The organism is Mesorhizobium australicum WSM2073 (assembly GCF_000230995.2).
Classification (GTDB): Bacteria; Pseudomonadota; Alphaproteobacteria; order Rhizobiales; family Rhizobiaceae; genus Mesorhizobium; species Mesorhizobium australicum.
The window spans coordinates 371,116-385,487 of sequence record NC_019973.1; the positions used below are offsets into that span (position 1 = coordinate 371,116).

A 14,372-nucleotide genomic window follows, 5' to 3' on the forward strand; every position below is an offset into this window, starting at 1 on the left:
GACAAAAACACTTTCAAAAATTTTGAGGGGAATGCGAGAAGCACCCTTTCGATATCCTGATCATACTTCCGGTGATGCCGGGCGCGGAGGGACGATGCGTTACAGCAGGGACATGCGTGGCTACGGAGCCAATCCGCCGGATCCGAAATGGCCTGGCGGCGCGCATGTCGCCGTGCAGTTCGTCGTCAACTACGAAGAGGGCGGCGAGAACTGCGTGCTCCACGGTGACAAAGCTTCTGAAGCCTTCCTGTCCGAGATCGTCGGCGCGGCGCCCTGGGTGGGCCAGCGCCACTGGAACATGGAATCGATCTACGAGTATGGGGCGCGGGCCGGCTTCTGGCGGCTGCTGCGCCTGTTCAGCGAAGAGCAAGTGCCTGTCACCTGCTATGGCGTCGCCACGGCGCTCGCGCGCTCACCCGACCAGGTCACGGCGATGCAGGAAGCCGGCTGGGAAATCGCCTCGCACGGGTTGAGATGGATCGACTACCGCGACCACGACGCCGAGGACGAGCGCCGCGACCTCGAAGCGGCGATCAAGCTGCACTACGAGGTGACCGGCCAGCGCCCGACCGGCTGGTATACGGGCCGCACATCGATCAACACGGTGCGGCTGGTGGCGGAGGAAGGCGGCTTCGACTACGTCTCGGACACCTATGACGACGAGCTGCCCTACTGGTTCGAGCATGAGGACGGCACGCAGCTTATCATCCCCTATACGCTCGACGCCAACGACATGCGCTTTGCCACACCGCAAGGCTTCAACTCGGGCGACCAGTTCTTTGCGTATTTGAAGGACAGTTTCGATACGCTCTATGCCGAGGGCAAGGCCGGCCGGCCGCGCATGATGAACATCGGCCTGCATTGCCGCCTGGTCGGGCGGCCGGGCCGGGTGGCGGCGCTGAAACGCTTCGTCGATTATGTCAAATCGCACGACAAGGTCTGGCTGGCGCGGCGTATCGACATCGCCAAGCACTGGCAGGAAAACCACCCCTATCAGCCGGCCGCGCTACGCCCCTCGAAGATGGAATTCGAGACGTTCGTTCACAGCTTCGGCGGCGTTTTCGAACATTCGCCCTGGATCGCCGAGCGGGCCTACGAGCTGGAGCTCGGCCCGGCGCACGACACGGCGGGCGGCCTCCACAATGCGCTTTGCCGCATCTTCCGTTCCGCCAGTGAGACCGAACGGCTCGGCGTGCTCAACGCCCATCCCGACCTCGCCGGCAAGCTGGCCAAGGCCAGGCGACTGACGGCGGAATCGACCAGGGAACAGGCTTCCGCCGGTCTCGACGCGCTGACAGACAAGGAACGCGAACTGTTCTCCAAGCTCAACGCCGCCTACGTCACCACCTTCGGCTTTCCCTTCATCATCGCGGTGAAAGGCAAGACAAAGGAGGAAATCCTCGCCGAATTCGAAGCCCGCATCGGCAACAGCCGCGGCGTCGAATTCGAAACCGCCTGCAAACAGGTCGAGCGCATCGCGCTGCTGCGCCTCAAGGACATGCTTCCACAATAGGTTTGAACCCATGGATACGATCAGGATGCCCGAGCGAACCTATTATGCCCCAAAGGGCGGCCATTCTGGCCAGAGCGAACTTCTGACCGGCCGCGCCGTCTTCACCGAAGCCTATGCGGTCATCCCCAAGGGCGTGATGCAGGACATCGTTACCAGCGTCCTGCCGTTCTGGGACAAGACCCGTGTCTGGATCCTGTCACGGCCGCTGTCCGGTTTCGCCGAGACGTTTTCGCAATACATCGTCGAGGTCGCGCCAGGCGGCGGCAGCGAGCGGCCGGAGCCCGATGCCGGCGCCGAAGGCGCCCTGTTCGTGGTCGAGGGCGAGCTGACGGTTCTGCTCGACGGCATGAAACATGTGTTGCGCCCCGGCGGTTTTGCCTTCCTGCCGCCGGCCAGCGGCTGGACAGTCCGCAACGAAGGCAAGGCGGCTGTCCGCTTCCACTGGATACGCAAGGCTTATGAGGCGGTCGACGGCCTCGAGATTCCGCAAGCCTTCTTCACCAACGAACAGGAGATCGCGCCGACGCCGATGCCCGGCACCGAGGGCCGCTGGGCAACGACGCGGTTCGTCGATCCCGCCGATCTGCGCCACGACATGCACGTGACCATCGTCACGCTCGAGCCGGGCGCGGTCATTCCGTTCGCCGAGACGCATGTCATGGAACATGGGCTCTATGTGCTCGAAGGCAAGGCTGTCTATCGGCTCAACCAGGACTGGGTCGAGGTCGAGGCGGGCGACTATATGTGGCTGCGCGCCTTCTGCCCGCAGGCCTGCTATGCCGGCGGCCCCGGCAAATTCCGCTATCTGCTCTACAAGGACGTCAATCGGCACGCCAAGCTCGGCGGGGCCGGCATCGCGAAGCGGACGTCATGAGCCGCATTGTCGCGCGGCCGCTGACCCGTGGGGCCTTTGCCGAATTCGGCGATGTCATCGACATGGGCGGCGACAACCACTATCCGATCAATGGCGGCAAGGCAGAGCGCTACCATGACCTCGCCACCGCGCAAGCCACGGGGCCGAATGCGCGCGTGCTGATCTCGATGGTGCGCGGCACGCCCTATGACATGCCGCTGAAGCTGACCATGGTGGAGCGCCACCCCTTGGGCAGCCAGGCTTTCATACCGCTGTCGCCGCGTCCGTTCCTGGTCGTCGTCTGCCCTGACGGCAAGGACGGGCCTGGCGAGCCGCATGCCTTCGTCACCGCACCGGGGCAAGGCATCAACTATTTCCGCAATCTCTGGCACGGCGTGCTGACGCCGCTCGGAGAGCCTCAGGACTTTTTGATCGTCGACCGTGGCGGCGACGGCTCCAACCTCGAGGAATTCCATTTCTCGCACGCCTACGAAATCCACCTCCCCGACGAGAGCTTGTGATGACCGACATCTCACTGATCGACCGCCTGCTCGACGTCATCGAGCACGACATCGTGCCGAAGACGGCAGAAGGCGTCGCCCACGGCAACAAGCTGTTCGGCGCGGCGATCCTGCGCAAGGACAACCATTCGCTGGTACTGGCCGAGACCAACAACGAGATGGAAAACCCGCTCTGGCATGGCGAGGTGCATTGCCTGATGCGCTTTTACGAGATGCCCAGGGCCGAGCGCGTCGACACCAAGGACGCCATCTTTCTCGCCACACACGAGCCCTGCTCGCTCTGCCTGTCGGCGATCACCTGGGCCGGCTTTGACAACTTCTACTATTTGTTCAGCCACGAGGATTCGCGTGACAGTTTTGCCATCCCGCATGATCTCAAAATTCTGAAAGAAGTCTTCACCCTCGACCCCGGCGGCTACAATGCCGAGAACGCCTATTGGAAAAGTTTTTCGATCCGCAGGTTGGTGCGGGCGCTGGCCGGGGCCGAACGCCAGCGACTGGAGGAGCGGATCGGGAAAATCTCGGCGCGCTACGACGAATTGTCGGGCGACTACCAGGCGAGCAAGGCTGAGAACGACATTCCGCTGAACTGAGCTTCCATCTCAACAATCGCCGCTTGTGTTACCCCCTTTATGGGGGCATACTGGATTATGGATAAACGCTGACCCACTTACGATCTTGATGCAATCAAGACGACATTTGGGTCTGTCGACACGCTGGCGATCACAACGTCCGCACTGCGGGATGCTGTTGGGCTGGGCTTCGATCGCGCCGGTTTGATCGAGGTGATCGACAGCATGACGCGGAAGATGTTTGTAAAGTCGATGACGACTTTCGCGGATCATCGAGTGTGGCAGGATGTCTATCACGTGCCAGCGCGTGACATGCTTCTCTATGTGAAATTCCAGGCGGATGTCGTGACCGAATTCACGATCATGTCATTCAAGGAGACATGACCATGGCGACAAGGGAGAGCAGTGAAACGAATAGGATGGTCTCCCCCGAAACCGGAGAAACGTTGATGCGCGGAGTCCGTCCATTCACCGTGACCTATAAGGGCGAGAGCATGATCGTCGACCTGCCCGGCTACTATCCTCCATCGGATGGCCAGGGTGTGCATGTCGGCGACGACATGGCCGCCGTTGATGCCGGGTTGCGCGCGCTCAAGGAGAAGATCGACGGCGTGCCGGCCCCGTCAACCATCCGCCGCATGCGCACGAAGCTCAAGCTGTCGCAGCGCGAGGCCGGATCCTTGTTCAAGGTCGGCGAGAACGCCTTCGACAAGTACGAAAGAGGCTTGATCGAACCGAGTGGCCCGACCATTCAATTGATGACATTGCTGGAGAAACATCCCGAACTGCTCGACGAATTGCGGTAGCGGCACAGGTCGCATATTTCGCTGCTCCAGTCGCGAATGGCGATTGAAAGTTCTCGTGCCGCGGAGCGTTATGCCTGCCATGAAAATCATCACCGAATTTCCCCGCAAGGTCGTCGAATTTCCCGATATGGGCATCGTCATGCCCGATGGCTGCCGGCTGTCGGCTCGGGTGTGGATGCCGGAGGACGCGGGCGACGATCCGGTGCCTGCCATCCTCGAGCACCTGCCCTACCGCAAGCGCGACGGCACGATCTTTCGCGATCAGCTTACCCATCCCTATTTAGCCGGCCACGGCTATGCCTCGATCCGCGTCGACATGCGCGGCAATGGCGATTCCGAAGGGCTGATGGACGACGAATATTCCGAGCAGGAACTGCAGGACGCCTGCGATGTCATCGCCTGGGCGGCGGCCCAGCCCTGGTGCAACGGCAATGTCGGCATGATGGGTATTTCCTGGGGCGGCTTCAACTGCCTGCAGGTGGCGGCCAAACAGCCGCCGGCGCTCAAGGCGGTGATCAGCCTGTGCTCGACCGTCGACCGCTATGCCGACGACATCCACTACAAGGGCGGCTGCCTTTTGAACGAAAATTTCGGCTGGGCCTCGACCATGCTGTCCTATTCGTCGCGGCCGCCGGATCCGCTGATTGCCGGCGATAACAGATGGCGCGACCTCTGGATGACCCGGCTGGAGAACCTGGCCTTCATGGCGCCGCTGTGGCTCAGCCACCAGCATCGCGACGGCTATTGGAAGCGCGGTTCGATTTGCGAGGATTTTTCGGCCGTCAAGGCGGCTGTGCTGTCGATCGGCGGCTGGCACGACGGCTACCGCAACACGATCTCGCACCTCGTCAGCAACATCGAGGCACCGGTCAAGGGCATCGTCGGACCGTGGATCCACAAATACCCGCACTATGCCGGCCCCAAGCCAGCCATCGGCTTCCTCCAGGAAGCGCTGCGCTGGTGGGACCGCTGGCTGAAGGGCGCCGAGACCGGCGTCGAGGCCGATCCCGACTACCGCGCCTATGTGATGGACAGCGTGCGTCCCGCGCGCTGGCATCCGGAGCGGCCCGGCCGCTGGATAGCCGAGCAGGAATGGCCATCGTCCAACATAACGATTGAAGCGCTCGAGCTCATGGCTCCGGGTGCAGGGCCTTCAACCGTCGCTTCGCCGCAAACCTGTGGGCTTGCCGGCGGCGAATACTTTCCGTTCACCTTCGGACCGGAACTGCCGGGCGATCAGCGTCCCGATGATGGGCTGTCGGCCTGTTTCGACCAGCCTGAGCTCACCAAGCCGATCGAGATCGTCGGCGCGCCGGAGCTTGAGGTCCAGCTTGCCTCGGATCGGCCCCAGGCCAACATCGCTGTCCGGCTCTGCGACGTGCATCCCGACGGCGCCTCGGAACTGATCTCCTATGGCGTGCTCAATCTGACGCACCGCAGCTCGCATGAATTCCCCGAGGCGCTGGTCCCCGGGGAGACGGTTTCGGTCCGTGTCGTGCTCGATCAATGCGCCTACCGTGTGCCGGCCGGCCATCGTCTGCGCGTCGCCGTTTCGACCGCCTACTGGCCCGCTATCTGGCCCTCGCCCGAGCCGGTACGACTGACCGTGTCGGCGGCCACGCTATCGGTGCCGTTGCGCCTGCTGGCAACAGGCGACGAAGCCGTTTTCGCCGAGCCGGAAGGTGCTACGCCGTGGGCGACCGAGACGGTTCGGCCCGCCAATTCCGAACGCCATGTCGACCGCGACGAAAAGACCGGGATTGTCACGCTGTCGATAACGGACGACTTCGGCGAAGTGCGCGATCTCGACCACGGACTGGTCAACGGCAGCATTGCCCGCGAAACCTGGACCATCCAACCTGACGATCCCCTGTCAGCCTCGGGAAAAACACACTGGACGCAGACCCTGTCGCGAAATGGATGGTCGGTCCGTACCGAGACATGGGCGCAGATGTGGTCGGACACGCAAAACTTCATCGTCAGCGCCCGAATCGAAGCCTATGAGGGCGAAAAACTCGTCTTCGAGCGCGATTTCGACGAAAAGGTCCCGCGTGCGCTTGTTTGAGCGTTGAAATCATTGATCCAAATGCGACGTGCGATTTACGCCACGGCATGTCGCATTCGGTCTTGCTTCCCGCTTTCCCTTGCGGTCATTATTCCCTTTAACAAGAAGCAAGAAAATCGACCGCAGAGTCGAACCAACAGAGTGAGGAACTCAAATGTCAAACGAACTGGAATTCCTTAGCCGGCGCGTTGCGTCCGGCAAACTGAGCCGTCGTGATTTTCTCGGCCGGGCGGCAGCGCTTGGCATCGCCGCACCCTTCGCCAACGCGCTGCTTTCGAGCGCGGCGCGCGCAGCGGGTCCGGTCAAGGGCGGTACGCTGAAGGCCGGCCTGGTCGGCGGTGAATCCACCAACAGCCTCGACCCGGCGCTGATGATGACGCAGGTGCCGTTCGCCTTCGGCAAGTGCTGGGGCGAAATGATCGTCGAGCTGTCGCCGGAAGGCAAGCTCGAGAACCGCATCGCTGAAGACATCGGCTCGTCCAAGGACGCCAAGACCTGGACGCTGAAGATCCGCGACGGCGTCGAATTCCACAACGGCAAGACCGTGACCGCGGAGGACGTGGCCGCCACGCTGGAGCGCCATTCGGACGAGAAGTCGAAATCCGGCGCGCTCGGCTACATGAAGGGCATCGACACCATCAAGGCCAGCGGCAAGGAAGTGGTGCTGACGCTGAAGGAGGCCAATGCCGACCTTCCCTATTTGCTCAGCGACTATCACCTGATCGTTCAGCCCAATGGCGGCAAGGACAAGCCAGATGCCGGCATCTCGGCAGGGCCATACGTGGTCAAGACCAACGAGCCTGGCGTGCGCCATGGCGGCGAGCGCTTCGCCAATTACTGGCAGGGCGACAAGATGGGCCATGCCGACCAGATCGAGGTCATCGTCATCAATGACGCGACCGCCCGCACGGCAGCGCTGCAGGGCGGCCAGGTCAACATGATCAACCGCGTCGAGCCGAAGATCGTCGACCTGATCAAGCGCGTGCCGGGCGTGACCATCCGCAACCACGCCGGTCCCGGCCACTACGTGTTCATCATGCATTGCAACACGGCGCCGTTCGACAATAACGACCTCAGGATGGCGCTGAAGCTGGCGATCGACCGCGAGGAGATGCTGACCAAGGTGCTGCGCGGCTACGGCTCGCTGGGCAACGATTTCCCGATCAACGCGTCCTATCCGCTGTTCAGCGAGATCGAGCAGCGCAAGTACGATCCCGACAAGGCCAAGTTCCACTACAAGAAATCAGGCCATGACGGCACCGTTCTGCTCAGGACCTCGGACGTGGCTTTCCCCGGCGCCGTCGATGCGTCCCAGTTGTTCCAGCAGAGCGCGGCCAAGGCCGGCATCAAGATCGAGCTCAAGCGAGAGCCCGGCGACGGCTACTGGAACGAGGTCTGGAACAAGCAGCCCTTCTGCGCCTCCTACTGGGGCGGCCGCTCGACGCAGGACCAGATGTATTCGACCGCCTATCTGTCGACGGCAGACTGGAACGACACGCGTTTCAAGCGCCCGGATTTCGACAAGATGGTGCTGGCGGCGCGCGCCGAACTCGACGAGGCCAAGCGCAAGCAGATGTACCATGACATGGCTGTCATGGTCCGCGACGACGGCGGCCTGATCCTGCCGATGTTCAACCAGTTCATCGACGCCACCGGCGCCAAGGTCGATGGCTGGGTGGATGATCCGCACCAGGAACTGATGAACGGCTACGCCCTGGCGAAGTGCTGGCTGCAGGCCTGAGTCCGGCTGTGCAGAGATGTCTTCACCCATCCTGAAACTCATTGCCCAGCGCATTGCGCTGGGCATCCTCCTTCTGTTGGCCATCTCGGTCCTGATCTTCGCCGGCACGCAGATTCTGCCAGGCGATGTCGCGCAAGCCATTCTGGGACAATCCGCGACGCCGGAATCGCTCGCCAATCTGCGTGAGCAGCTCGGGCTGAACGACCCGGCCTATGTCAGGTATTTCCACTGGCTCGGCGGCGTCTTGACCGGCGACCTCGGCACGGCGATGTCGAGCGGGCAGGATATCGCAACCTCGATCAAGTCGCGCCTGTGGAACACACTGTTCCTCGCCTTCTGGGCGGCGATCGTGGCCGTACCGCTGGCCATCATCCTGGGCCTGATCGCGGTGCGCTACCGCAATGGCTGGGTCGACAAGCTGATCTCCGGGCTGGCACTGGCCTCGACCTCCTTCCCCGAATTCTTCATCGGCTATGTGCTGGTCTATTTCTTCGCCGTGAAGTGGCAGATCTTTCCCGGCATCTCGACTGTCTACGAAGGCATGCCCTTCGGTGAGCGGATGCAGGCGATCGCGCTGCCGGCGACGGCGCTGACGCTGGTGGTGCTCGCCCACATGATGCGCATGACGCGAGCGGCGATCCTCAATGTCATGCAGTCAGCCTATGTCGAGACGGCGGAACTGAAAGGCCTGTCGGCGTTCAACGTCATCCGCAAGCACGCCTTCCCCAATGCCATCGCGCCGATCATCAACGTCGTCATGCTCAACCTCGCCTATCTCATCGTCGGCGTCGTCGTGGTCGAGGTGATTTTCGTCTATCCCGGCATGGGGCAATATCTCGTCGATCACGTCACCAAGCGTGACGTACCGGTGGTACAGGCCGTCGGCCTGATCTTCGCCGCCGTCTACATCAGTCTCAACATCATCGCGGACATAGCGGCGATCGTCGCCAATCCGCGTCTCCGCCATCCGAAATAGGGGGGCTGATATGCTCGATATCAAACGCATCCCCATCCCCGCGCTGATCGGCATCGTCCTGACGGCACTGTTCGTGCTGGCGGCGATCTTCGCGCCCTGGATCTCACCGCATGACAATGCCGAAATCGTCGGCGATGTCTGGGAGCCGATATCGGCGGCGCATTGGCTGGGCACCGACAATCTCGGCCGCGATTTGCTGTCCCGGATGATCTATGGCGCGCGCATCACCTTGTTTATCGCGGTGCTGGCCACCGCGCTGTCGTTCTCGCTCGGCGCCATACTTGGCTTTTCGGCGGCCGTGTTCGGCGGCTGGTTCGATACGATCCTGTCGCGCCTCGTCGATCTCCTGATGTCGATCCCGACACTGATCATGGGCCTGGTGGTGCTCTCAGTGCTGCCAACCAACCTGGTGACGCTGATCCTGGTGATGGGCATTCTCGACTCGACGCGCGTCTATCGCCTGTCGCGCGCGGTCGCCGTCGACATCAACGTCATGGACTATGTCGAGGCCGCCAAGCTGCGCGGCGAAGGCAGCGCCTGGATCATCTTCCGCGAAATCCTGCCCAACGCGCTGTCGCCGCTGATCTCCGAGCTCGGCCTGCGCTTCATCTATGCGGTGCTGTTCCTGTCGACGTTGTCCTTTCTCGGCCTCGGCGTGCAGCCGCCGGACGCCGACTGGGGCGGCATGGTGAAGGAGAACAAGGACGGCATCGTGTTCGGCATAGGCGCCGCGCTCATTCCCGCGGCCGCGATCGCAGCACTGGCGATCTCGGTCAATCTTGTGGCCGACTGGGTGCTGAACCGCACGACAAGCCTGAAGGGAGGACGCGGATGATGGCCGACGTGAAGGCAAAGTCCACCCCTCTGCTCGATATCCGCAATTTGCGCATCGAGGCGACGGTCTATCCGCCAGGTGAGGCGCCGAAGAATATCGTGCTCGTGCACGACGTCTCGCTGACGCTGGAGAAGGGCAAGGTGCTCGGCCTGATCGGCGAATCCGGAGCCGGCAAGTCGACCATCGGCCTGTCGTCCATGGGCTATGGCCGTGGCGGCGTGCGCATCACCGGCGGCGAGGTGCTGCTCAACGGCCGCGACATCCTGAAGGGCGGCAAGGAAGGTTTCCGCAAGCTGCGTGGCCGCGAGGTCTGCTATGTCGCGCAGTCGGCGGCGGCCGCTTTCAACCCGGCGCACAGGCTGATGGACCAGGTGGTGGAAGCCACGCTGCTGCACGGGACGGCGACACGGGCGGAGGCCGAGAAACGCGCGATCGCGCTGTTCAAGAAGCTCAGCCTGCCGAACCCGGAAGCCATCGGCGAACGCTTTCCGCACCAGGTGTCAGGCGGCCAGCTGCAGCGCGTCATGACGGCTATGGCGCTGTGCTCGGAGCCTGACCTGATCGTCTTCGACGAACCGACGACGGCACTCGACGTGACGACGCAGATCGACGTGCTGGCGGCGATCAAGGACGCCATCCGCGACACCCATGTGGCGGCGCTCTATATCACGCACGATTTGGCCGTCGTTGCCCAAGTCTCGGACGAGATCATGGTGCTGCGCCACGGCCGGCTGGTCGAATGGGGCGGCACCCGCCAGATCATCAAGGAACCGCGCCAGGAATACACCAACGCCCTGGTTTCGGTGCACGAGATCGAACATGCCGAGCAGAACCCCGGCACCACGCCGTTCCTGTCGGTCAAGAACGTCACCGCTGCCTATGGCGGCGGCCAGGTCAAGGTGCTGAAGAACGTCTCGGTCGATATCTACCCGGGCCAGACATTGGCCGTGGTTGGCGAATCCGGCTCAGGAAAATCGACGCTGGCGCGCGCCATAACCGGACTTTTGCCACCCGAGCAAGGCACCGTCACGTTCGACGGACGCCCGTTGGCCAACCGGCTTGCCGACCGGCCGAAGGAGGACCTGCGCCAGCTGCAGATGATCTATCAGATGGCCGACGTGGCGATGAACCCGCGTCAGACCGTCGGCACCATCATCGGCCGGCCGCTCGAATTCTATTTCGGCATGCACGGCAAACAGCGCGATGCCCGCGTCGCCGAACTGCTCGACAAGATCGAAATGGGCAAGGGCTTTGTCGACCGTTACCCGGCCGAGCTTTCCGGCGGCCAGAAACAGCGTGTCTGCATCGCCCGCTCGCTCGCGGCAAAACCCAAGCTGATCATCTGCGACGAGGTGACCTCGGCGCTTGACCCCTTGGTGGCGCACGGCATCCTGAAGCTTCTGCTTGAACTGCAGAAGGAGGAGAACGTCGCCTATCTGTTCATCACCCACGATCTGGCGACGGTGAAGTCGATCGCCGATTCGATCGCTGTGATGTATCGCGGCGAGGTGGTGCGCTATGGTTCGAAGAGCAAGGTGCTGACGCCCCCCTTCGACGACTACACCGACCTTCTCTTGTCATCGGTCCCGGAGATGGAGATCGGCTGGCTGGAAAAGGCGATCAAGGGGCGGCGCATGGCCAGCGCCGGGAACTAGCGCAGTTCACGGTTTCACGGGAACGGTGAACTGCTCTATCTCTTTGTTTTTATGCAATTCCGGATGGAAAGCCGTTCACACTTTTCCTGGAATTGCTCTAGGCACCCGCCGATCCGCCAACCAGGGGAGATGGCGGCCGTCATCCGCATGCAACACTAGGGCGCCACACGTCCTTTGGACGGGCGCCACTGGTGCGGCGTTGTTTTCAACAAGGGGTAGGACATGAAGACTGAACTCGATCATCTCGCCGATCTCGCTGGCCAGGGCCGGATATCGCGTCGCGACTTTCTTGGCCGCACCGCGGCGCTCGGCGTGTCCGCCGCGCTGGCAACGACGCTGGCCGGGAGGGCCTTCGCGCAGAGCCCGGTCAAGGGCGGCATCATCAAGGCCGGCCTGCAGGGCGGTGAATCGACCAACAGCCTCGACCCTGCCCTGAACCTCAGCCAGGTCACCTACAGTTTCAGCAAGCAGTGGGGCGAGTATCTTGCCCGGTTAACCCCAGACAACAAGCTGGTAAACCTGATCGCCGAAGACATCGGCGCTTCCAAGGACGCCAAGACGTGGACGATCAAGGTCCGTGACGGCATCGAATTCCACAATGGCAAGACGGTAAACGCCGAAGACGTTGCCGCCACCATCGAGCGCCATGCCGACGAGAAGTCGAAGTCGGGCGCGCTCGGTATCCTCAAGAACATCAAGGGCGTCAAGGCGAGCGGCAAGGAAGTGATCGTCACGCTCGGCGATGCAGACGCCGACTTCCCCTATCTGATGGCCGACTACCATCTCGTCATCCAGCCGAATGGCGGCAAGGACAACCCGAATGCCGGCATCAGCGCCGGTCCCTACAAGGTCACCGTCAACCAGCCGGGCGTGCGCCATGGCGGCGAACGCTTTGCCAACTACTGGCAGGGCGACAAGGCCGGCCATGCCGACCAGGTCGAGATCGTCGTCATCAATGACGCGACGGCGCGTCTCGCTGCCCTCCAGGGTGGTCAGGTCCACATGATCAACCGCGTCGAGCCGAAGGTTGTCGATCTGGTCAAGCGCATTGCCGGCGTAAGTATCGAGAACGTGTCTGGCAAGGGCTACTACCCGTTCAACATGTTCTGCGACACCGCACCCTTCGACAGCAACGATCTGCGTATGGCGCTCAAGCTCGCCATGGACCGCGAGGAAATGCTGGAGAAGATTCTGCGCGGCTACGGCTCGGTGGGCAACGACTTCCCGATCAACGAAGCCTACCCGCTGTTTACCGCCATCGAGCAGCGCAAATTCGATCCGGAAAAAGCCGCCGCCCTCTACAAGAAGTCGGGCCATAGCGGCTCGGTCCTGCTGCGTACCTCCGATGTCGCCTTCCCCGGCGCCGTCGACGCCGCCCAGCTCTATCAGCAGAGTGCGGCCAAAGCCGGGATCAAGATCGAGATCAAGCGCGAGCCCGGCGATGGCTACTGGTCCGAGGTGTGGAACAAAAAGCCCTTCTCGCTCTCCTATTGGGGCGGCCGCGCCACGCAGGATCAGATGTATTCCACCGGCTATGTCTCGACGGCCGACTGGAACGACACGCGCTTCAAGCGGCCGGAATTCGACAAGATGCTGTTTGCGGCGCGCGGCGAACTCGACCAGGACAAGCGCAAGGCGATCTACCACGACATGGCGGTCATGATGCGCGACGAAGGTGGCCTGATCGTGCCCTTCTTCAACCAGTTCATCGACGCGGCCGCCACCAACAAGATCAGCGGCTGGGTCAAGAACCCGATCGGAGAAATGATGGATGGGTACGCGCTGGGAGAATGCTGGCTGAACGCCTGACATCTGTCTCATATTGAAAAGCGCCGCGTGTCCGAACGACACGCGGCGCACTCGTTTCAACAGGCAATCGCGTGGAGCAACCGGTGGCGATCCAATCCAAGCTTCTGCTGATCATCCTCGATGGCGTTCCCTACCGCAACTGGCGCCGGCTGATGGGCAATCTCGAGGGTTGGGTGCAATCGGGCGAGGCGCGGGTGTGGAAGATGCGCTCGGTGCTGCCGTCGACCTCGGCCTGCTGCTATGCCTCGATCCACACCGGCGTTTCGCCGCAGGTGCACGGGATCCTGTCCAACGAAAACCGGTTTCGCGTCGGACAGCCCGATATCTTCTCGGAAGTCAGCAAGGCCGGCGGCAGGACCGGCGCGGTTACCCATTCCTACTGGTCTGAATTCTTCCGTTCCTATCCCTTCGACCTCGTCGAGGACATGGAATATGACGAGCCCGGCGGACCGATCACGCATGGCCGCTTCCACACCATGACCGGCTATAATCTCAGGAACCAGATGACGCCGAGCGATGTCGACCTGTTCGCGACGCTGACCATGCTCACCCGGCGCCACGGCATCGACTACGGCATCCTGCACACCTGCACGCTGGACTCGATGGGTCACCGCTTCGGTCATGACTGCCACGAGATGGACCATGCCTGCTACGCCATGGACGGCATGCTGGCGGCCTTCCTGCCGGGCTGGATCGAAGCCGGCTACGAGGTCATGGTCACCGCCGACCATGGCCAGACCGACCGCGGTCACCATGGCGGCCATGACGACGAGATGCAGGATTTCGCACTGTATTATTTCGGACAAGGCAAAGGGCCGGAAGCCGACACGCTGCTCGACCAGTTGCAACTGGCGCCAACGGTGTTGAGCCGGCTGGGCGTGCCGGTGCCGGCGACGATGAAGGCGAAGGCTTTTCTCACCTGATCGGGCGGCTGGCGCCTCCCGCATCCGCCTGCCGGCACCTTCTCCCCCTAAACGGCGCGAAGGGATGCTCTGGCAACCGCCCCGCTCTTCGGTTAGCCTCCCA

12 protein-coding genes and 1 pseudogene are annotated in these 14,372 nt (G+C 62.4%); all 13 read left to right on the forward strand.

Annotation, left to right across the window (positions count from 1 at the left end; translation table 11 throughout):
* The first annotated feature begins 94 nt into the window (after positions 1 to 94).
* Complete coding sequence (gene puuE / locus MESAU_RS01690) at positions 95 to 1,513, forward strand: allantoinase PuuE (protein ID WP_015314319.1); 1,419 nt, start codon at positions 95 to 97, stop codon at positions 1,511 to 1,513.
* A 10-nt stretch (positions 1,514 to 1,523) separates the two neighbouring features.
* Positions 1,524 to 2,387: a bifunctional allantoicase/(S)-ureidoglycine aminohydrolase gene (locus MESAU_RS01695; protein ID WP_015314320.1), complete on the forward strand. Its 864-nt coding sequence runs from the start codon at positions 1,524 to 1,526 to the stop codon at positions 2,385 to 2,387.
* Positions 2,384 to 2,887 (forward strand): ureidoglycolate lyase, encoded by a 504-nt coding sequence (locus MESAU_RS01700; RefSeq protein WP_015314321.1) that lies wholly within the window; start codon positions 2,384 to 2,386, stop codon positions 2,885 to 2,887. Before MESAU_RS01695 ends, MESAU_RS01700 begins: the two co-directional genes overlap by 4 nt.
* On the forward strand, positions 2,887 to 3,480 hold the full coding sequence (locus tag MESAU_RS01705; RefSeq protein ID WP_015314322.1) for a nucleoside deaminase: 594 nt from the start codon (positions 2,887 to 2,889) through the stop codon (positions 3,478 to 3,480). Before MESAU_RS01700 ends, MESAU_RS01705 begins: the two co-directional genes overlap by 1 nt.
* Positions 3,481 to 3,564: 84 nt before the next feature.
* Positions 3,565 to 3,843: pseudogene (locus MESAU_RS01710) on the forward strand (type II toxin-antitoxin system MqsR family toxin); the annotation flags it as partial.
* 65 nt (positions 3,844 to 3,908) lie between these two features.
* On the forward strand, positions 3,909 to 4,265 hold the full coding sequence (locus MESAU_RS01715; RefSeq protein WP_245262935.1) for a type II toxin-antitoxin system MqsA family antitoxin: 357 nt from the start codon (positions 3,909 to 3,911) through the stop codon (positions 4,263 to 4,265).
* 79 nt (positions 4,266 to 4,344) lie between these two features.
* Entirely contained in the window at positions 4,345 to 6,330 is a 1,986-nt protein-coding gene (locus MESAU_RS01720; protein ID WP_041163251.1) for a CocE/NonD family hydrolase, read from the forward strand.
* A 154-nt stretch (positions 6,331 to 6,484) separates the two neighbouring features.
* Positions 6,485 to 8,071: an ABC transporter substrate-binding protein gene (locus MESAU_RS01725; RefSeq protein ID WP_015314325.1), complete on the forward strand. Its 1,587-nt coding sequence runs from the start codon at positions 6,485 to 6,487 to the stop codon at positions 8,069 to 8,071.
* Between the two features lie 16 nt (positions 8,072 to 8,087).
* On the forward strand, positions 8,088 to 9,047 hold the full coding sequence (locus MESAU_RS01730; protein WP_015314326.1) for an ABC transporter permease: 960 nt from the start codon (positions 8,088 to 8,090) through the stop codon (positions 9,045 to 9,047).
* 10 nt (positions 9,048 to 9,057) lie between these two features.
* Complete coding sequence (locus MESAU_RS01735) at positions 9,058 to 9,882, forward strand: ABC transporter permease (RefSeq protein WP_015314327.1); 825 nt, start codon at positions 9,058 to 9,060, stop codon at positions 9,880 to 9,882.
* Entirely contained in the window at positions 9,882 to 11,537 is a 1,656-nt protein-coding gene (locus tag MESAU_RS01740) for an ABC transporter ATP-binding protein (RefSeq protein WP_015314328.1), read from the forward strand. Before MESAU_RS01735 ends, MESAU_RS01740 begins: the two co-directional genes overlap by 1 nt.
* Positions 11,538 to 11,759: 222 nt before the next feature.
* Positions 11,760 to 13,346, forward strand: a complete 1,587-nt coding sequence (locus tag MESAU_RS01745) for an ABC transporter substrate-binding protein (protein ID WP_015314329.1) — start codon at positions 11,760 to 11,762, stop codon at positions 13,344 to 13,346.
* An 83-nt stretch (positions 13,347 to 13,429) separates the two neighbouring features.
* The gene (locus MESAU_RS01750; protein ID WP_015314330.1) at positions 13,430 to 14,269 is read left to right on the forward strand and encodes an alkaline phosphatase family protein; all 840 of its coding nucleotides are present in this window, start codon (positions 13,430 to 13,432) and stop codon (positions 14,267 to 14,269) included.
* The last annotated feature ends 103 nt before the right edge of the window (positions 14,270 to 14,372 follow it).